The sequence below is a fragment of the Phaeovulum sp. W22_SRMD_FR3 genome (genome assembly GCF_052113705.1).
Lineage (GTDB): Bacteria > Pseudomonadota > Alphaproteobacteria > Rhodobacterales > Rhodobacteraceae > JBGQOG01.
Genome location: NZ_JBGQOG010000006.1, coordinates 90,354 through 109,267 on the forward strand (window position 1 = coordinate 90,354; position 18,914 = coordinate 109,267).

The 18,914-nt window shown below is 66.3% G+C and carries 22 protein-coding genes; 6 read left to right on the top strand and 16 right to left on the bottom strand.

Features of this window, described 5'->3' with window-relative positions:
• Positions 1 to 100 precede the first annotated feature (100 nt).
• A complete protein-coding gene (locus ACEN2S_RS10005; protein WP_441865724.1) occupies positions 101 to 685 on the bottom strand; it encodes a peptidylprolyl isomerase in 585 nt (194 codons plus the stop codon).
• Positions 678 to 1,184 carry a peptidylprolyl isomerase gene (locus tag ACEN2S_RS10010; RefSeq protein WP_441865727.1) on the bottom strand — a complete coding sequence of 169 codons (507 nt, stop codon included), beginning with the start codon at positions 1,182 to 1,184 and terminating at the stop codon, positions 678 to 680. Before ACEN2S_RS10010 ends, ACEN2S_RS10005 begins: the two co-directional genes overlap by 8 nt.
• 134 nt (positions 1,185 to 1,318) lie before the next feature.
• Between ACEN2S_RS10010 and ACEN2S_RS10015 the strand changes: the two genes are divergently transcribed.
• From ACEN2S_RS10015 to ACEN2S_RS10040, 6 genes are all read left to right on the top strand, one after another.
• Positions 1,319 to 2,509, top strand: coding sequence for a phosphoglycerate kinase (locus ACEN2S_RS10015; protein ID WP_441865729.1), 1,191 nt, complete (start codon positions 1,319 to 1,321; stop codon positions 2,507 to 2,509).
• A gap of 168 nt (positions 2,510 to 2,677) precedes the next feature.
• Positions 2,678 to 3,607 carry a class I fructose-bisphosphate aldolase gene (locus tag ACEN2S_RS10020; protein WP_441865731.1) on the top strand — a complete coding sequence of 310 codons (930 nt, stop codon included), beginning with the start codon at positions 2,678 to 2,680 and terminating at the stop codon, positions 3,605 to 3,607.
• 146 nt (positions 3,608 to 3,753) lie between these two features.
• Positions 3,754 to 4,050, top strand: a complete 297-nt coding sequence (locus tag ACEN2S_RS10025) for an FtsB family cell division protein (protein WP_441865733.1) — start codon at positions 3,754 to 3,756, stop codon at positions 4,048 to 4,050.
• Between the two features lie 203 nt (positions 4,051 to 4,253).
• Positions 4,254 to 5,258: a pyruvate dehydrogenase (acetyl-transferring) E1 component subunit alpha gene (gene pdhA / locus ACEN2S_RS10030; RefSeq protein WP_441865735.1), complete on the top strand. Its 1,005-nt coding sequence runs from the start codon at positions 4,254 to 4,256 to the stop codon at positions 5,256 to 5,258.
• 11 nt (positions 5,259 to 5,269) lie between these two features.
• Positions 5,270 to 6,637 (top strand): pyruvate dehydrogenase complex E1 component subunit beta, encoded by a 1,368-nt coding sequence (locus tag ACEN2S_RS10035; RefSeq protein ID WP_441865738.1) that lies wholly within the window; start codon positions 5,270 to 5,272, stop codon positions 6,635 to 6,637.
• A gap of 11 nt (positions 6,638 to 6,648) precedes the next feature.
• Positions 6,649 to 7,938, top strand: a complete 1,290-nt coding sequence (locus tag ACEN2S_RS10040) for a pyruvate dehydrogenase complex dihydrolipoamide acetyltransferase (protein WP_441865740.1) — start codon at positions 6,649 to 6,651, stop codon at positions 7,936 to 7,938.
• 161 nt (positions 7,939 to 8,099) lie between these two features.
• On the opposite strand, the gene cysE is transcribed toward ACEN2S_RS10040, so the two are convergent.
• The 14 genes from cysE to ACEN2S_RS10110 all read right to left on the bottom strand — a co-directional run bounded on the left by cysE (position 8,100) and on the right by ACEN2S_RS10110 (position 18,883).
• On the bottom strand, positions 8,100 to 8,906 hold the full coding sequence (cysE, locus tag ACEN2S_RS10045; RefSeq protein WP_441865743.1) for a serine O-acetyltransferase: 807 nt from the start codon (positions 8,904 to 8,906) through the stop codon (positions 8,100 to 8,102).
• A gap of 93 nt (positions 8,907 to 8,999) precedes the next feature.
• Entirely contained in the window at positions 9,000 to 9,284 is a 285-nt protein-coding gene (locus tag ACEN2S_RS10050) for a DUF7742 family protein (RefSeq protein ID WP_441865745.1), read from the bottom strand.
• 9 nt (positions 9,285 to 9,293) lie between these two features.
• Complete coding sequence (locus ACEN2S_RS10055; RefSeq protein ID WP_441865747.1) at positions 9,294 to 10,004, bottom strand: DUF2793 domain-containing protein; 711 nt, start codon at positions 10,002 to 10,004, stop codon at positions 9,294 to 9,296.
• Entirely contained in the window at positions 9,997 to 13,890 is a 3,894-nt protein-coding gene (locus tag ACEN2S_RS10060) for a baseplate multidomain protein megatron (protein WP_441865749.1), read from the bottom strand. The genes ACEN2S_RS10055 and ACEN2S_RS10060 overlap by 8 nt, the downstream gene beginning before the upstream one ends.
• Positions 13,890 to 14,324 carry a peptidase gene (locus ACEN2S_RS10065; RefSeq protein WP_441865752.1) on the bottom strand — a complete coding sequence of 145 codons (435 nt, stop codon included), beginning with the start codon at positions 14,322 to 14,324 and terminating at the stop codon, positions 13,890 to 13,892. The genes ACEN2S_RS10060 and ACEN2S_RS10065 overlap by 1 nt, the downstream gene beginning before the upstream one ends.
• A complete protein-coding gene (locus ACEN2S_RS10070) occupies positions 14,321 to 15,208 on the bottom strand; it encodes a DUF2163 domain-containing protein (RefSeq protein WP_441865755.1) in 888 nt (295 codons plus the stop codon). Before ACEN2S_RS10070 ends, ACEN2S_RS10065 begins: the two co-directional genes overlap by 4 nt.
• The gene (locus ACEN2S_RS10075; protein WP_441865758.1) at positions 15,205 to 15,837 is read right to left on the bottom strand and encodes a phage distal tail protein, Rcc01695 family; all 633 of its coding nucleotides are present in this window, start codon (positions 15,835 to 15,837) and stop codon (positions 15,205 to 15,207) included. Before ACEN2S_RS10075 ends, ACEN2S_RS10070 begins: the two co-directional genes overlap by 4 nt.
• Before the next feature lie 10 nt (positions 15,838 to 15,847).
• Positions 15,848 to 16,519: a phage tail tape measure protein gene (locus tag ACEN2S_RS10080; RefSeq protein WP_441865761.1), complete on the bottom strand. Its 672-nt coding sequence runs from the start codon at positions 16,517 to 16,519 to the stop codon at positions 15,848 to 15,850.
• On the bottom strand, positions 16,506 to 16,730 hold the full coding sequence (locus ACEN2S_RS10085) for a rcc01693 family protein (protein WP_441865763.1): 225 nt from the start codon (positions 16,728 to 16,730) through the stop codon (positions 16,506 to 16,508). The genes ACEN2S_RS10080 and ACEN2S_RS10085 overlap by 14 nt, the downstream gene beginning before the upstream one ends.
• Complete coding sequence (locus tag ACEN2S_RS10090; protein WP_441865765.1) at positions 16,727 to 17,050, bottom strand: GTA-gp10 family protein; 324 nt, start codon at positions 17,048 to 17,050, stop codon at positions 16,727 to 16,729. The genes ACEN2S_RS10085 and ACEN2S_RS10090 overlap by 4 nt, the downstream gene beginning before the upstream one ends.
• A 1-nt stretch (position 17,051) precedes the next feature.
• Positions 17,052 to 17,465 (bottom strand): phage major tail protein, TP901-1 family, encoded by a 414-nt coding sequence (locus ACEN2S_RS10095; protein WP_441865768.1) that lies wholly within the window; start codon positions 17,463 to 17,465, stop codon positions 17,052 to 17,054.
• A 76-nt stretch (positions 17,466 to 17,541) separates the two neighbouring features.
• The gene (locus tag ACEN2S_RS10100) at positions 17,542 to 17,949 is read right to left on the bottom strand and encodes a DUF3168 domain-containing protein (protein ID WP_441865771.1); all 408 of its coding nucleotides are present in this window, start codon (positions 17,947 to 17,949) and stop codon (positions 17,542 to 17,544) included.
• Positions 17,946 to 18,284 (bottom strand): head-tail adaptor protein, encoded by a 339-nt coding sequence (locus ACEN2S_RS10105; RefSeq protein WP_441865773.1) that lies wholly within the window; start codon positions 18,282 to 18,284, stop codon positions 17,946 to 17,948. The genes ACEN2S_RS10100 and ACEN2S_RS10105 overlap by 4 nt, the downstream gene beginning before the upstream one ends.
• A complete protein-coding gene (locus ACEN2S_RS10110; protein WP_441865776.1) occupies positions 18,281 to 18,883 on the bottom strand; it encodes a head-tail connector protein in 603 nt (200 codons plus the stop codon). Before ACEN2S_RS10110 ends, ACEN2S_RS10105 begins: the two co-directional genes overlap by 4 nt.
• Between the last annotated feature and the right edge of the window lie 31 nt (positions 18,884 to 18,914).

An 18,914-nucleotide genomic window follows, 5' to 3' on the forward strand; every position in this document is an offset into this window, starting at 1 on the left:
TCAGGAGGTTGTGGTAGTATAGTGCGAAAGGGCGGCTCCGGCGGAGCCGCCCTTGTTCATTGCGGGATGGGGAGCGGGGGGCTGCCCCCCCGCGCCTTGCTTATTTCTCGACCGTGGCGTGGGCGATATAATCGGGATCGGTCACCGCGCCGTTTGCGGCCTGGTCGCCCTTTTTGATCGCATCGACCACATCCATGCCGCTGACCACATGGCCGACGATCGTGTATTGGCCGTTCAGGAAGGGCGCCTCATCGAACATGATGAAGAACTGGCTGTTGGCCGAATCCGGATTCGAGCTGCGCGCCATGCCGACCATGCCGCGGGTGAAGGCACGGTCGGAGAACTCGGCCTTCAGATCCGGCAGATCCGAGCCGCCCATCCCCGCCATCGCCGTGTCACCGCTGCGTTTGCCGAATTTGACATCGCCGGTTTGTGCCATGAAACCATCGATCACCCGGTGGAAGACGACGTCATCATAGGCGCCCTCTTCCGCGAGTTTGGTGATCTGCGCCACATGCTCCGGGGCGACATCGGGCAAAAGATCGATGACGATCTTGCCGCTGGCGGCACCCGCCACCTCCAGCACGAGATTGGGGCCGGGGCCATCCGGCGCGGTGGTGCCGTCCTGCGCGGCGGCGGTGAGCGGTGCCAGCGCCAGTGCCGCGATCAGCGCGAGCTTACGCATCGGCGGCCACTTTCACCGAGATCATCCGGTCCGGATTGCGCGGCGGCTCGCCGCGGACGATCTTGTCGACATGCTCCATGCCTTCGATCACCCGGCCATAGACGGTGTATTGGCCGTTGAGGAAATGGTTGTCGGCAAAGTTGATGAAGAACTGGCTGTTGGCCGAATTCGGATTGGCCGAGCGGGCGGCGCCGAGCGTGCCGCGGTCATGCGGCAGTTTCGAGAATTCTGCAGGCAGATCGGGCAGATCGGAACCACCGGTGCCGGCGCGGCCCGGGTTGTAGTCTTTTTCCATATTGGCGTGCTCGACATCGCCGGTCTGCGCCATGAAGCCGTTGATGACGCGGTGGAAGGCAACGTTGTCATAGGCACCGGCGCGGGCCAGTTCCTTCATCCGCTCGGTGTGCTTCGGCGCCACGGCGGCCAAGAGTTCGATCACCACCGGGCCGTCTTTCAGCTCGATGATGATGGTGTTTTCGGGATCTTTGATTTCGGCCATGGTCATCTCCTGACAATTTCGGCAAAACCTAATTGCTGGCGCCGCCCAAGAAAAGGGCAAATGGGCGCGATACGTTGACGAATGCGGGAGGTCGCGACATGCTCGCGCCGAAACCCGGGGCAAGGAGAGACCGAATGGGCTGGAAGACGCTGGATGATATCGAGCTGGCAGGCAAAATCGTGCTGGTGCGGGTCGATATCAACGTGCCGATGGAAGCGGGCGTCGTGACCGATGCCACGCGGATCGAAAAGATCGTTCCCACGGTGCGCGACATTCTGGCCAAAGGCGGCAAGCCGGTGCTGATGGCGCATTTCGGCCGCCCGAAAGGTCAGGTCGTGCCGGAGATGAGCCTCGCGCCGCTGGTGCCCGCGCTGCAATCGGCGCTCGGCGTGCCGGTCAGCTTTGCCGAGGATTGCATTGGCGGTCCGGCCAAGCGCGCGGTGGCGGCGCTGGCCGAGGGCGGCGTCCTGTTGCTGGAAAACACCCGTTTCCATGCCGGGGAAGAGAAGAACGAGCCGGAATTTGCCGCATCCCTCGCCGCTTTGGGGCAGGTCTATGTGAATGACGCTTTCTCGGCGGCGCACCGCGCCCATGCCTCGACCGAAGCGCTGGCGCGGCTTTTGCCCGCCGCGGCAGGCCGGTTGATGGAGGCCGAGCTGAAGGCGCTGGAGGCCGCACTCGGCAATCCGGCGCGGCCGGTGGTGGCGGTGGTCGGCGGCGCCAAGGTCTCGACCAAGCTCGATCTGCTGGGCAATCTGGTGGAGAAGGTCGATCATCTGGTGATCGGCGGCGGCATGGCCAACACGTTCCTTGTGGCGCAGGGCATCGACGTGGGCAAATCGCTCGCGGAACGCGAGATGGCGCCGACCGCGCTCGAGATCTTTGCCAAGGCCAAGGCGGCGGGCTGCACGATTCATCTGCCCGTCGATGTGGTCTGCGCGCGCGAGTTCAAGGCGGGGGCCGAGAATGAGACCCTGCCCGCCACGGCCTGCCCGGCGGATGCGATGATTCTCGATGCCGGTCCGCAGAGCGTGGCGGAAGTGTCGGCGGTGTTCGAGGCCTGCCAGACGCTGATCTGGAACGGCCCGCTGGGTGCCTTTGAAATCGCGCCCTTTGACCGCGCCACCAATGCGGCGGCGGCAAAAGCGGCCGAGTTGACCCGCGCAGGCAAGCTGATCTCGGTCGCGGGTGGCGGTGATACCGTGGCCGCGCTGAACAAGGCCGGGGCGGCGGCGGATTTCACCTATATCTCCACCGCGGGCGGCGCCTTCCTGGAATGGATGGAGGGCAAGGAATTGCCCGGCGTCGCGGCGCTGATGGCCTGAGCATCCGCCCGCCTTTCGAGCAAATCTTCAGCACGCCAGCGCCAAGCGCGCTGGCGTCGCATTTTGAGCGGTTTTCGGCTGTATTTTCCGCCCGTTAGCGCCAACAAAGTTGCAGTGCTGCACAGCGGCATTTAAGCCTTGGCCGAAGCATTTTTCCGGAGGCTACCGATGCGTGCAACCAAAGTCGTTCAAAAGATCCTGGCCAATTACGAAGGCGAAACCCCCGGCGTGAAGGCCAAGCTCTGCTCGATGCTGATGGAAGGCAAATTGGGCGGCACCGGCAAAATGATCATCCTGCCGGTGGATCAGGGCTTTGAACACGGGCCTGCACGCACTTTCGCGATGAACCCGGCGGCCTATGACCCGCTCTATCACTACCAGCTGGCGATCGACGCCGGGCTGAACGCCTATGCCGCGCCGCTGGGCAGCCTTGAGGCGGGCGCCGACACCTATGCCGGGCAGATCCCGACGATTCTCAAAGTGAACTCGGCCAATTCGCTGATGTCTGACACCTGCGGCAAGAATCAAGCGGTGACGGCCTCGGTCGATGATGCGCTGCGTCTGGGCTGTGCGGCCATCGGTTTCACCATCTATCCGGGCTCGGATGCGCAGCTCGACATGTATGAAGAAATCGTCGCCATGCGCAAAGAGGCGGCGGCCAAGGGCATTGCCACCGTCATCTGGTCCTATCCGCGCGGCGAAGCGATCAGCAAGGACGGTGAGACGGCGATTGATGTGGCGGCTTATGCCGCGCAGATCGCCGCCCTTCTCGGCGCGCATATCATCAAGATCAAGCTGTCGACCGATCACCTGATGCTGCCGGAAGCCAAAAAGGTCTATGAGGCCGAAAAGATCGACATCGCGACCCAGGCCGCCCGCGTCAAACATTGCATGGACGCGAGCTTTGCCGGGCGCCGCATCGTCGTCTTCTCCGGCGGCGCCAAGAAAGGCGCGGATTCGGTATACGACGATGCCCGCGCGATCCGCGATGGCGGCGGCAATGGCTCGATCATCGGCCGCAACTCGTTCCAGCGTCCGCGCGCCGAAGCGCTCGACATGCTGGGCAAGCTGATCGACATCTACAAAGGCAAAGCCTGATTTCATCCGGCGGATATCTGCCACAGACCGGGGGCCCCGTCGGAATTCCGCCGGGGCCCTTCCTTTGAGGGATTCCCTTTCTGATTCGCCTGTGGCATTCTCCGGGTCAATGCGCCCAGAGAGGCGCCCGGAAACAGGCAGTTCCCATGACGCGCAAAAGCCCCTCCATCGGGCCGATCATCTTCTTTTCGCTGGCCTTTGTGCTGGGCGCCTATTTCACCTTTGCCGCGGTGCAGGGTGGCTATGGCGTGTTCCGCCGGGTGGAAGTGGAAGCGGAAACCGCCGCACTCAACGCGCAGCGCGATGAGCTGAAAACCGAAGTGCTCCGGATGACCAACCTGACCCGGCGCCTGTCGGACGACTATCTCGACCTCGATCTGCTGGACGAGCGGGCCCGCGATGTGCTGGGCTCGATCCGCTCGGATGAGATCGTGATCCGCTGAACGCGCATCACCGGCGGCGCCACAGCCCGCTTCCCGTTGACCGCCCTGTCGGGCATCGGCCGCAAAAGGCCCGCCCGCCACACCGGCGGCACCGGCAATTTGCCGCGCTCCCGCGTGCCAAAAGGCCGGATTGCCCTTGCCCCGTCGACATTGTTCGAATAGTTTAATGGTGAACTATTCCACAGACGATGGGAGGAGGCCGCATGGCACCGCGCAAGAGCCCTGAAGACAAGGGCGCTGACCGCTCCAATGTCTCGAAGGAAGAACTGCTGAAGTTCTACCGTGAGATGCTGTTGATCCGCCGCTTTGAAGAAAAGGCAGGCCAGCTTTATGGCATGGGCCTGATCGGCGGTTTCTGCCACCTCTATATCGGCCAGGAAGCCGTGGTGGTCGGCCTTGAGGCCGCGGCCGAGGAAGGCGACAAACGCATCACCTCCTACCGCGATCACGGGCATATGCTCGCCTGCGGCATGGACCCCAAAGGGGTGATGGCCGAGCTGACCGGCCGCGAAGGCGGCTATTCGCGCGGCAAGGGCGGCTCGATGCACATGTTCTCGAAAGAGAAGCATTTCTACGGCGGCCATGGCATCGTCGGCGCGCAGGTGCCGCTGGGCGCGGGTCTGGCCTTTGCCGACAAATATCTCGACAACAAACGCGTGACCTTCACCTATTTCGGCGATGGCGCGGCCAACCAGGGCCAGGTCTACGAGACCTACAACATGGCCGAGCTGTGGAACCTGCCGGTGGTTTTCGTCATTGAGAACAACCAATACGCGATGGGCACCAGCGTCAAACGCTCGACCAAATCCCCGAGCCTGTGGGAACGCGGCGCGGCGTACGGCATCAAGGGCGAGGCCGTGGACGGCATGGACGTTCTGGCGGTGAAAGCCGCGGGCGAGCGCGCGGTTGCCGCCTGCCGCGCGGGCGAAGGCCCCTATATCCTCGAAGTGAACACCTACCGCTACCGCGGCCATTCGATGTCTGACCCCGCGAAATACCGCTCGCGCGAGGAAGTGCAGAAGATGCGCGACGAGCGTGATGCCATCGAACATGTGCGCGAATTGCTGCTGCAAGGCGGCCATGCGACCGATGACGATCTGAAAGCCATCGACAAAGAGATCAAGGCGATCGTCAACGAATCCGCTGAATTCGCCAAAGAAAGCCCCGAGCCGGCCCTGTCCGAGCTCTGGACTGACATCTACGCGTAAGGAGACAAAGAATGGCAACCGAAATTCTCATGCCCGCCCTGTCTCCGACGATGGAGGAAGGCACGCTGGCCAAATGGCTGGTGAAGGAAGGCGATACGGTCAAATCCGGCCAGATCCTCGCCGAGATCGAAACCGACAAAGCGACGATGGAGTTCGAAGCGGTGGATGAAGGCGTGATGGGCAAATTGCTGATCGCCGAAGGCACCGCTGGCGTGAAGGTGAACACCGCCATCGCCGTCCTGCTGGAAGAAGGCGAAGAGGCCGGTGCAACGCCGAAGGCCCCCGCCGCCGAGGCAGCCCCCGCACCGGCAGCCGCCGCCGCGCCTGCGGCCGCGACCGCTGCCGCCCCCGCCGCGCCGAAAGCCGACCTCTCGCCGGATTGGCCGGAAGGCACGCCAATGAAAACCATGACCGTGCGGGAAGCGCTGCGCGAAGCCATGGCCGAGGAAATGCGCGGCAATCCCAATGTCTTCCTGATGGGGGAAGAAGTCGGTGAATACCAAGGCGCCTATAAGATCAGCCAGGGTCTTCTGGATGAGTTCGGCCCCAAACGCGTCATCGACACCCCGATCACCGAGCATGGCTTTGCCGGGATCGCCGTCGGCGCCTCCTTTGGCGGGCTGAACCCGATTGTCGAGTTCATGACCTTCAACTTCGCCATGCAGGCGATTGACCACATCATCAACTCGGCGGCGAAAACCCTCTATATGTCGGGCGGCCAGATGGGCGCACCGATGGTGTTCCGCGGCCCGAACGGCGCGGCTGCCCGCGTCGGCGCGCAGCATAGCCAGTGCTACGCCGCCTGGTATGCGCAGATCCCCGGCCTGAAAGTCGTGATGCCCTATTCGGCCGCCGACGCGAAGGGCCTGCTGAAACAGGCGATCCGCGATCCGAACCCGGTGATCTTCCTCGAGAACGAAATCCTCTACGGCCGCTCCTTCGAGGTACCGGTGCTTGACGATTTCACCATCCCCTTCGGCAAGGCCAAAATCTGGCGCGAAGGCACGGATGTGACGCTGGTTTCCTTTGGCATCGGCGTCAGCCATGCGCTGGAAGCGGCCGAGAAACTCGCAGCAGAAGGCATCTCGGCGGAAGTGATCGACCTGCGCACCCTGCGCCCGATCGACTACGACACCGTGCTGGCCTCGGTGATGAAAACCAACCGCTGCGTCACCGTGGAAGAGGGCTTCCCGGTGGGCTCGATCGGCAACCACCTGTCCTCGGTGATCATGGAACGCGCCTTCGACTACCTCGACGCGCCGGTGATCAACTGCACGGGCAAAGACGTGCCGATGCCCTATGCCGCAAACCTCGAAAAGCTGGCGCTGATCACTCCCGATGAAGTGGTCGCCGCTGTCAAAAAAGTCACCTACCGCTAAGGGGAACAGCCATGGCAACCGAGATTCTGATGCCCGCGCTCTCGCCCACGATGGAAGAGGGCACGCTGGCCAAATGGCTGGTGAAAGAAGGCGATACGGTGAAATCCGGCGATATCCTCGCCGAGATTGAAACCGACAAGGCGACGATGGAGTTTGAGGCGGTGGACGAAGGCGTGATGGGCAAGATCCTGATCGCCGAAGGCACGGCCGGGGTGAAAGTGAACACCGCCATCGCCGTCCTGCTGGAAGAAGGCGAAAGCGCCGATGCCGCCCCCGCCGCCAAAGCCGCCGCAGCTCCCGCTGCGGCCCCGGCGGCAGCAGCACCCGCCGCAGCGGCAACCTCCAGCGCCCCCGCTCCGGCCGCGCCCAAGGCCGACGGCAACCGAGTCTTCGCCTCGCCCCTCGCCCGTCGCATCGCGGCGGACAAGGGTCTGGACCTGACCACGCTGAAAGGCTCCGGCCCGCATGGCCGCATCGTCAAGGCCGATGTGGAAAATGCGACCGCCGCGCCGAAAGCCGCCCCCGCAGCCGCCGCACCGGCAGCCGCTCCGGCTCCGGCCGCCGCCCCCGCGGTTTCCGCCAGCAATGTGGCGAAAATGTACGAGGGTCGCAGCTATACCGAGGTTCCGCTCGACGGCATGCGCAAGACCATCGCCGCCCGTCTGACCGAGGCCAAGCAGACCATCCCGCATTTCTACCTGCGCCGCGAAGTGAACCTCGATGCGCTGATGGCGTTCCGGGGCGAGCTGAACAAGAAGGTCGAAGCCCGCGGCATCAAGCTCTCGGTCAATGATTTCATCATCAAAGCCTGCGCCCTCGCGCTGCAGGCGGTGCCGGATGCCAATGCCGTCTGGGCAGGCGACCGCGTGCTGAAGATGAAAGCCTCGGATGTGGCTGTGGCCGTCGCCATCGAAGGCGGCCTCTTCACCCCGGTGCTGAAAGATGCCGAAGCCAAATCGCTCTCGGCCCTCTCCTCCGAGATGAAAGACCTCGCGGGCCGGGCACGTAACCGCAAGCTCGCGCCGCATGAATATCAGGGCGGCAGCTTTGCCATCTCCAACCTCGGGATGATGGGGGTCGAAAACTTCGACGCCGTGATCAACCCGCCGCATGGCGCGATTCTCGCCGTCGGTGCCGGGGTGAAAAAACCCATCGTCGGCAAATCGGGCGAGATTGAAGTGGCGACGATGATGTCGATGACCCTTTCGGTCGATCACCGGGTGATCGACGGCGCGCTGGGGGCAGAACTGCTGAAAGCCATCGTCGAATATCTGGAAAACCCGATGGGTATGCTGGCCTGATCCGGCTCAAATACCTGAAAAAGCCCGCAGATTTCTGCGGGCTTTTTTATTGCTGCGGCGAATGTTGCAGCCCCCCCAGAGCGCGCCCACTGCCGCAACAACACAAACGCAAAACGCCGGAGTTTCCCCCCGGCGCCCCACATCGCGTTGTCACAAACAGATCACTTCTCGTGCAGGATCTGATCCATGTTCAGCGCCGGTTGCGGACAGCCCGCCTCGCCCACCACCCGCGCCGGCACCCCGGCCACGGTTGAGCAGCGCGGCACCGGGATCAGCACCACCGACCCCGCCGCGATCCGCGAGCATTCGCCCACATGGATATTGCCCAGCACCTTCGCTCCGGCACCAATCATCACCCCGTTGCCGATCTTCGGATGCCGGTCGCCATCCTCTTTCCCGGTGCCGCCCAACGTCACCGAATGCAGCATCGAGACATTGTCACCCACCACCGCCGTCTCGCCGATGACGATGGAATGCGCATGGTCGATCATGATGCCCTGCCCCAGTTTCGCATTCGGATGGATATCCACCCCGAACACTTCCGAGACGCGCATCTGCACGAAATAGGCCATGTCCCGGCGGCCCTTCTGCCAAAGCCAATGGCCGACACGGTAAGCCTGAACCGCCTGATATCCCTTGAAAAACAGCATCGGCTGCAACAGCCGGTGGCAGGCCGGATCGCGGTCATAAACCGCCATCAGATCGGCCCGCGCCGCCTGGCCCAGTTCGGGCGCATCGCTGTAGGCCTCATCGGCAATCTCGCGCAAAATCTGCTCGCTCATCTCGCCCGAGGCGAGTTTCAGCGAAAAGCGATAGGCCAACGCCCGCTCCATCGTCGCGTGATGCAAAAGGCCCGAATGGATCAGCCCGCCCAGCAGCGGCTCATCGCGCACGGCGGCCTCGGCCTCGTCGCAGATCCGGTTCCAGACCGGGTCGACCATCGCCATTTTCACGCGTTTTTCAGCCATCGCAGAGCCTCCGTTTGCCGTGAGCCTAACACATAGGCTGAAACAGGCATAGCGGAAGGGCATCCGAAGGAAAACCCCGCCCCGGCGCGCAGATCACCGCCGCCGCCGGGCCACCAGCGCCGCAATCACCTCGGCCAGACAATCGAGGTAATCGGGATCGCTGAGATGCGGCTCGGGCGGCAGCGGCCCCCGCATCGCCGCCCCCATCAGGCTGCCATTGCCCCAGTCGGGATGCGCCCGCCCCAACCGCTTTCGAAACCGGTCCGCCGCCTCGGCCCGCGCGATCAGCCAGTCCAGCTCGGCCCGCCGCCGCGCCACCGGCAGCGGCAACAGCGCCCGCGCCGCCGCCACCACATCGCCATGCATCACCTGCCGCATCTGCGCCCCTCACACCGAGGGCAGGCCAAGTTCCAGCCAATGCACCGCAAGCCGCACGGTCCCGCCCGCAAAACTCCCCCCGGTGGCGGTCAACATCAGCGTTTCCGGGCTGTAATAGGTCAGCGGCGCGCCCAAAGTCCCCCGCCCCCAGCTCCCCAGCCCCAGCCCGAGACCCGAGCCAAAGCGGTCCGGCGCCCCGGCATTGCCCAATTGCCAGCTGGTCAGCGTGCCGGTCAGCGCCACCGTCACCCGCGCCGTCACCCCGATCACCATCGCATGCGCCGGGATGACATAGGCCGTGGTCGATGTCGCCCCGGCACCGATCACATGGTCAATCTCGGCCAGCCCCGCCCGCAGCCCCGCCCCATGCGGCGAGAGGCTGAGCGCCCCCGCCACCCAATCCGCGCCCGAATGGATGGCGGGCAGCCCCTCATCCAGAATCTGCGCCCGCCACCCCGCCGCCGGATCGGCAAAGACCCAGCCGCCATTGCTGCCAATCGCCACCCGCCCCTCTTGCCCGGCCCAATCGTTCACCGCCCCCACCGGCACGCCATAGGTGGCCCCCTCCGCCACCACCGCCGGCGGCGTGGTAAGACTGCACGAGATCAGCACCAGCGGCACCAGCCCGTCCAGCCGCACCAAAGCCTCATTCACCGTCACATGCTTTTGCGCCTGCGCCGGGGCCAGCAGCGGCAGCGTCAGATTTCCCGTCTCAGCCATTGATCTCTCTCCTCGCAAAGGGCCCCGGCCCGAATGTCTCCGACAATTGCGCCACCTGAATCTCGAAGGGCCCGCTGACCGCATCCGCCGCCTGCGCCGCCGCCGTATAGGTCCAGGCGGCCTCGCCCAACACCAGCTCGCGCCGGATCGCGCCGCCCTGCACCACCCGCAGCAGATAGGCCTCGCTGCCCTCGCCCAGCGGCACTTCCACCGCCTCCCAGCCATCGCCGTCGATCCGCGTCCGCCGCACCCAGCGCAACGCCAGATCGCCGCCCAGCGCATCCGCCCGCAAATGCACCGGCGCATAGGGCCGCAGCCCCACCCCGGCAAAAGCCCGCACCAGATGTTTGTAGGACGGATCGTCATAGCCCCGCCGGGCCGGGCCGATGCGGTAGTGCCGCACCAGCCCCCGCGCCGAGGGGGCCAGCGCGATCTGCGCGGGCGCGCCGTTCAGCAGCACCACCCGGCTGCCCACCGGCCAGACCTCCGGCATCACCCCATCGGTTCCCGCCTGCCCCCGGAGCCGCCCCGAGATCTCCCAGAGTCCCGGCGCCACCAGCACCGCTTGCGAAAACTGCATCACCTCCCAGACATCGCCATCGTCCGAGCCGATCGCCAGCGCATTCGCCCCCTCCAGCATCCGGCCGAGGCTCACCGCCTCCAGCGCCCCGCCGCTCAGCCTCACCCGCAATGCGGGCCCACGATCCAGCACCCCCGCAACCGCCCAGGGCAGCGCCGTCTGCGTCACCCCCAGCACCGCCTTGGCCGAGAGCGTGAGGTTCAGCGCATAGCCATTGTCCTCGGGCGCGGAATAGACCGCGACCGTCCCCGGCCAGGGGGTCGCCGTCACCGCCAGATGCGGCGCATAGGGATCCTCGGTCCCCGTCAGCAAAGGCAGATCCATGAAAACCGGCAGCACCGGCACCGGCGCGGCAAAGGCCTTCGGCACCACCCGCTCCTCCGCCTCATCCGAGGCCTGATAGACCCCCGCCTCCACCCGCACCGCCTCGATCTCCAGCGCCCCCGCCGTCTCGACCCGGTCCAGCCGATAGCGCGCCACCCCCTCGGGCGTGGTCAGCGCCACCACATCGCCTGCGCCCAGCGCGGCCCGCGACGGCGGCAGCGCAAAGCGTGCCCCATCCCGCGCCACCCGCGCCTCGGCCAGCCAGCGCTCCGCCGTGGCCTGCGCCTCGGCCCGCGTCATTGCCAGCGGCAGGGCCGTCTGCGCCGCCGCCGCCGCCGTCTCATCGGGGAACAAAGCCTCGACCGCCCGGGTCTCAAAATCCCCCTCGGCCTCGATGTAGCTCAAACGCACCCGGCCCATCATCTCGGCCTCAGGCGCGCGCAGTGTCTCCAGCCCCGCGCTATCATTGCCCAGCGCCAGATCCTGCAGACCCAGCGCCGCCGTCACCCGCCCGTCGCGCATGCGAAACACCAAGGCCCCCTCACGCTCCAGCGCCTCAAACCCATGCGCCAGCATCAGGGGTTGCAGCGCCGCCCGCCCGGTCTCATCCCCGGCCAAAGCATAGCCCCGCACCAGACCGTACAGCCCCGAAACATCGACCGACGAGAGCCCCGCCGCGCCACAAATCTCTGCCACCACCGAGGCCAGAGGCTGCGCCACCGCGCGGCCCGAAATCCAATGCCCGCGCGCATAATTTCCGCCATCGGCCCAAAGCTCGGTATTGCCCGGAAAATACGGAAACGGCCGCATATCCCAGGCCCAGACATGCGCCCGCCCCATCTCCAGCATCGGCCCCGCATAGACCCCCGACACCGGATTATGCGCCCCCCAATAATCCGCCATCGCCCGCAGATATTGCATCTGGATCAGCTCATCGCGCCGCCCGTCCGAGAAATAGGGCAGGCTCGATTCACTCGACTTCGGGTCAATGAATTTGTTCGGCTGATTGGTCCCCTTATCCACCGCCGCACAGCCAAGCTCGGTGAACCAGATCGGCTTGCCCTCCGGCACCCAGGCGCTCGCCACCGCCTGCCGCACGCCGCCAATCCGCTCGTGATGCGCATGGGCCCACCAGTTGCGGATGTCCTTCACCCGCCAGACCCAGGGCTCCCCCTCACCATCGGTGATCGGCGTGCGGATCTGCGCCGCCCGATGCGCCTCCGAGGCATAATACCAATCGTAGTACTCCCCACCCTCGATATTCGCCTGCAGGTAATCAAGGTTGTAAATCGCCCCCCAGCTGGCATCGAGGTGATCCTCCCCCGCCCGCCAATCCGACAGCGGCAGGTAATTGTCGATGCCGACGAAATCGACATTTTCATCTGCCCAGAGCGGGTCCAGATGATAGCGCAGATCACCCTCCGGCGTCTGATAGCCGAAATATTCGCTCCAATCGGCGGCATAGCCGATCCTGGCACCCGGCAGGATCGCCCGCACCTCCGCCGCCAGCTGACGCAGCGCCGCCACCGCCGGAAAACTGTCCCCCGCCCCCCGGATCTGCGTTAGCCCGCGCAATTCAGAGCCGATGCAGAACGCCTCCACCCCGCCCGCCAGCGCGCAGAGATGCGCATAATGCAGGATCATCCGCCGGAACGACCATTCCGCCGGACCGGAATAGACCACCGTCTCCCCGTCCACCGCAAAATCCCCCGGCGCGGCCGCCCCGAAAAAAGCTGCCACCTCCGCCTCAGCCGCCGCCGTGCGGTCCGTGCTCCCCGCCATCCCCGGCGCAACCTCCAGCGTGATCCGCCCGCGCCAAGGCAGCACCGCCTGCTCCGCCCCGCCATAGGGATCGGGCAGAGCATTCCCCGCCAGCTGCTCCATCAGCACAAAGGGATAGAACATCACCGCCTTGCCCGCCGCCCGCAGCGCCGCAATCGCCTCGATCACCGCGCCATCCGCAGGCGTGCCGCCATAAACCACCCGGCCCTCGGCCCGCGCCACCAGCCCCGCCGCCGCCCGGTTCACGCCCGAGACGGTCCAGCTCATACTGTCGCCCTCAAACTCCGCCTGCTCCACCTTCGGCTGCACCTGACAGGCCCCGCAGCGCAGATCATCGCCAAACCAGCTCACGACCAGCGAAGTCGCACCGCACTTCGGCAGCTCCTCATCCAGCGCCTTCAGCGAGGTCGCAAAATCGCTCAGACCCGAGGGCGAGTTCACATTCCCCGCCCCGCTCTCCCCCAGCCCCAGATCGTAATGCACCGCCCGCGTCGCCAGCGCGAATTCCCCCGTCCCGGGGATCAGCGCCACCGCCTCTACCCCGCGCGTCAGATCCGGCACGCTGTCCACCAGCGCCCCCTGCGCCGCCCGCACCACCTCAAAGGTGAATTGCGGCACCCGGTTGCCAAACCGCTCCAGCGCCAGATCCTCGATCACCACATAGGCAATCCCGCGATAGGCAGGCGCCATCCCCGCCCCCTCCACCGCCGCAATCTTCGGATCGGGCAGCTGATCCTCACCCCCGGCATAAACGCGGAAATTCAGCTCGGTCGGCGCCAGTTCGATCCCATCCGCCCAGATCCGCCCCACCCGCAAAATCTCGCCTTCACAGAGCGCCAGCGCCAGACTGACCGAATAGCTGTAACTGGTCACCTTCGGCTGGCTCGGCACCCCCTTGCCCCCGCCCGAGGTGCTCTGCGTCTCGACAAAGCGCGTGGCCCAGATCACCTGCCCCGCCAGCCGCATCCGCCCCCAGACCCGCGCCACCGGATCGCCTTCCGAGGCCGAGGACAGCCGGAACCGGTCCACCCGCGGCCCCTCCACCGCCTGCGACCCCGCGCCCAGCAACCGCTGGTCGATCACCCGCCCCAGCGTCGCCCCCACCGCCCGGCCAATCACCGCGCCCGAGAGGCCCAGAACCGCACCGCCAAATCCCGCCCCCAAGGACGCCCCGGCAGCCGAGAGCAATATCGTGGCCATCAGAGCCCCCTTTTTGGAAATTCAAACCGCGCCACCACCCGCCGCCGCCAGGGCGCGGAGAGCGGACTTTCCACCACCCCATGCCCGCCATAGGCATGCAGAAACGCCGCCGCTCCGGCGGCAATCCCCAGATGTTTCGCCACCCCGTCGCTGCGCATCCGAAAGAGCAGCACTTGCCCGCCAGAGATCGGCACATCCGCCGCCAGCGGCCACAAATGCCGCAAGGCCGCCGCCCAAAGCGCCTCTTCCCGCGCAGGCTCCGCCCAATCGGCGCTATAGGGCGGCGGCACCTCCGGCTCAGCGCCATAGAGCCCGCGCCAGACGCCCCGGATCAGCCCGAGGCAATCACACCCCGCCCCCCGCACACTCGCCTGATGCAGATAGGGCGTGCCGAGCCATTTCCGCGCCTCGACCACAGCCTCCGCCCCGATCACGAGAACAGGCTCCCGCCGTCATTCGCCCCCGCACTCACCGGATATGAGATCAGCCAATCCTCCCCCGGCAGATGCGGAAAGCCGCGAAAGTTGTTGAAATTGTTAAACTTCAACCGACAAGTATCCGCCCGCCGGTCACAGCCCGCCGTGATCCGCACCAGATCGCCCACGGCAGGAACGATCCCCAGATCCTGCCACAGCTCCACCACCCGGCCCGCGCCCGACAAACGGTCATTCTTCACCACGCCGAAAAGCCCCGCCGCCGTCCCGGTCAGCACCGTCAGCACGCCCTTCTCGAACCAGCGATCCTCAAATTCCGCCAAACCCGCAAAGGGAAACAGCCGCGCCCCCGCCCCGGTTTCCACAGGATTTTCCGTGACATAGCCCGATTGCCCCAGATCAAACCGGCACTGCGCATCCCCCAGCACCGCCGCACAGCGCGGATGATAAATCCGCCCGTTGCTTTGGCCCAAAGCCTCGCTCAAGCCGCGCAATTCGGCGGTAAACGCCCCCTCCGCCCGCGCAATCTCGCCCAAAGTGCCGCGAAAGATCAGCGCCCGCTGGCCGACATCGGCCCAGTTCACCAGCCAGGCCCGGACCTCCGCCCCGTCATAGCGCCCGGCCATGAGATCCGCCTCGGTCAGCGCCTCGGCACTCAGCGCGCCATAGGCCTCGGTATTGTCCACCGACAGCCCCGTCGCCTGCACCAAAGCCTTGGCGGTCATCCCGCTGCCGGGCTGAAACCCGATCCCTTCGAAACTCAGCGCCCCGTCATGATCGGTGAACCCCAGCACCGCCCCATCGCGCCGTGTCACCGCCCAGGCGCGGCAAACCGTGCTCGCCCCGCTTGCCAGATGCGCTTGTAATTGCTCCGGAAAAATCACAGCCGCACCTCCACCACCGGCACCTGCGGCAGATCCCCCGCCTGGAACGAGGCGACCGAAACGGCGATCCGGTCGGCGTCAAAGCGCACCGGCACGTCAAACTCGAACCCCGCGGTCACCTGCGCCCCCTCCGGCGGCGGCGTGAAAAAGCTGACCACGCCCCTGGTCAGATCCAGCGCATAGCCCACCGTCTCGACCAAAGCGTCACCGCCCATCCCCACCAGCACCGTCCCCGAAACCGGCTTGGCAATCGGCCGCCGGTAACTCACCCCGCCCGAGACATAGGTTTTCGAGAGCTGAAAATCGGTCTGCACCCCGTCCCCCAGCCCCAACAGCTGATCCTGAAACGCCGGCGCCTGCGACGGCGGGCAGGATTTGTAATCCGCCCAATCCTTCCAGCGAAACCCGTGCAGCTGCCCGGCCCGCGCCTCGAAAAACGCAATCAGCGCCGCGACATCATCCAGCGAGCGCAACCCCACCCCCGCATCATAATGCCGCCGCGAATGCGCCCAGGGGCTGTTGCGCTCCTCGAACCCATTGGTCAGCGTCACGATTTCCGTGCGCCGCTCCGGCCCGCCGACCGAGCCAAAGCTCAGATTTGCGGGAAATCTCACCTCGTGAAACGCCATTGGTTCCCCCTCAACGGTTCCGCGCGCCGCGCGCCAGCACCCGGTTGATCTGCGCCGCAATCTGGCTCTGGCTGCGCGCGAAACTCGCGGCATCCGGCGTCTGCACATTCATCACCACATTCACCGCGCCGCCGCCCCCCGCCGCCTGCACGCCCAGCCGCCCATCGGCCCCGCGCGCCAGCGGCATGATCGCCTCCGGCCCCGCCTCGCCCATCAGGCCCCGGCCGCCGCGCATGGCAAAACTCACCGGCTGACTGACCACGCCGCCCTTGGCAAAGGGCATCACCCGCCCTTGCGCAAAGGCACCGCCCTGCGCAAAGCCGAACAGCCCGCTCAGAAGGTCGTTCATCCCGCCTGCAATCGCGCCGCCCAGCGCGTTTTGCACCGGCTTCAGCGCCACCGCATAGACGCTGTCCGCCATGCTCTGCGCCACGCTTTTCAACGCATCCGACAGCTTCATCCCGTCAAAAATCAGCCCGTCAAACGCGCCCCGCAGCCCCCGCCCGATGCTGGTCGAGAGCTGCCCCACCTCGCGCCCGGTGAACACCATGCTGTCGCGCATCCGCCCCAGCTCGCCATTGAAGGCCGCCGCCATCGCCTCGGCCCCGCCCAGCGATTTTTCCAGCGCCGCCGCTTGGCTGCTCAGCCCGTCCAGCCCATCCAAGCCATCAACACTCGCCATCCGCCTGTCCTTTCAAGGTATCGGGAAACCGCGCGCTGAGTTCCGCCAGCCGCGCCCGTGTCAGCGGCGGCGTCCCCGCCGCCTCGCCCAGCATCAGCGCCAGTTCCGCCGGGCTCAGCCGCCAGAACACCGAGGGCTCCAGCCCCAGCCCCCGAATACCCGCCCGCATCAGCCCCGGCCAATCGAGCCCCGTCACGACGCCCCCCGTCATCCGCTGCCCCCCGGCACCGTAAAGGCCCGCGCCAGCAGCTCCGCCGCCACCCGCGCCGCCTCCACCGGCCCGCCGCCCACCTCCACCGACAGTAAATCCCGCGGCTCGCCGCCCCAGCCGCCACCGCGCAACCCGGCCAGCAAGAGCGCCAGCACATCCCGCGTGGTGAACCGCCCCGCCTCAAACCGCTCGACCAACTCGATCAGCGATCCCGCCGCCAGAGCTTCCTCCAGCTCGGCCAGCGCCCCCAGCGTCAGCTTGGCCACATGCCGCTTGCCATCCAGCCAGACCGCCACCTCACCTGCATAGGGATTGGCCATCTCACACCGCCGTAAAGGTCAGCGCCCCCGCCGAAGCCATCGAGACCTCATAGGTCGCCTCGCCGTTATGGCTGCCCGCATAATCGATGCCGGTGATCATGAACGGCCCCTCGACAATGCCGAAATCCGGGATGATCACCTGAAAATCCGGCATCTCGCCGTCAAAGAAGATCTGCCGCGCCCGCTCATCGGTATCGGCATCCTTGAACACACCCGAGCCGGAGATTGCCGCCGATTTCACCCCCGCCCCCGCCAGCAATTCCCGCCAGCCGCCCTGGCTCTCCAGGCTCGTCACATCCACTGTTTCCGCGTTGAAACTCAGGCGTGAGGCGCGCAGCCCTGCCACGGTTTCAAACTGCCCGGCCCCCGTCAGGTCCAGCTTGATCAACAGATCCTTGCCATTCTGCGCCGCCATCGCCCACTCCGATTTTGTGAAAGTTCAGCCCGGCCAGATGCCCCGGCATCCGGCCCGATGTTGCAAAAGGGAAAATTCAGTCTTCGACCCGCGCCCGAAAAGTCAGGTCGATCCGCCGCGTCTCGCCGGTTTCCACCCGCCGCGCCCGCGCCCGCAGGAACCACAACCCCACCAGCCGCCCGCGTGCGAGGATCAGCGTCGCATCCACCAGCGCATCCGAGACCGTGGCCGCCACCTCCTTGGCCGCCTGAAACCCGGCGGCATCGGTGATGACCGAGACGGTGAAATCATGCTGCGCCCCGCCGCCCGTCGCATCCGAGGCATCGCGCACATCCTCCGGCCCGATGCTGACATAGGTGCCGGTCACCGTCCCCGGCGGCACCGCGTCATAGATCGCATCACCCACCAGCGCCTCCAGCGCCGAGCTTGCCCGCAGCCGCTGATAGATCGCACCCTGCAGGGCCGAGGCCACACCATAGCTCATGCCACCACCTCCTCGCGGGCAAAGCAGGTCAGATAAAGCCCCTGCGCATCCGCCTCCGCCACCGCCAGAATGCGAAACAGCCGCGCGCCCTCGCGGAATCGCTGATCGGGGCGCGGGCGGCGGTCCGATCCCACCGGCGCCGCCCGCACCGTGATGCGGTAAGGCACCTCGGCGAGGGTCACGAACTCTCCCGCCCGCTCGCGGCCCGTCCCCGCCCGCACCTCGGCCCAAAGCCCGCCCAGCGCCACCCAGCCGAGCGTAAAGCCCCCCGCGCCATCGGCCACCCGCTCGGCCGCCTCCAGCACCAGAAGCCGGTCCAACACCGGCGCCTTCATGCGCCCCGCCCCCCGAGCACCCGCACCGTGCGCCAGCGTTCAATCAGCGCCAGCACGCCAAAGGGCAGGCTGCCCGCGCTGGCCGCCACCCCCTCATGCCGCGTCTCATAAAACTGCGCCGCCAGCATCAGCACCGCCTGCGCCAGATCCACCGGCACTTCCGCCCAATCCGGGCCAAACCCCGCCGTAAAGCGCACCACCGCCGCGCCGCCCTGACCGATCACCGGCATGGCCCCCGACAGCGCCTCCAGCCGCGGCCGTCCCAAATCCGGCACCAGCCGATAGGCCGACGCGGGCACCACCACCTCCGCCCCCGCCGCATCGCGGAGCAAAACCTCGCTCACCGCCGAAACCGGCGCGACCGGCAAAGGCTGATCGCCATCGCCGCGCCAGGAGGTCAGCTCCAGCCGATAGTCCCGTGCGAGCAACGCCTTCGTGGTGCGCCCCTCCACCGCCGCCATCGCCGCCCGCAGAAAGGCGATCAGCACCGCATCCGCCGCCTGCAGATCGGCAAAACCGGTGCCCAGCCGCAGATGCGCGCGCAATTCATCCAAGGGCAGTGCCGCCTCGGGCACCGCCGTTTCTTCACTCAGCATCATCTGACTTCTCCGCCTGGCCCACATTCCGCCG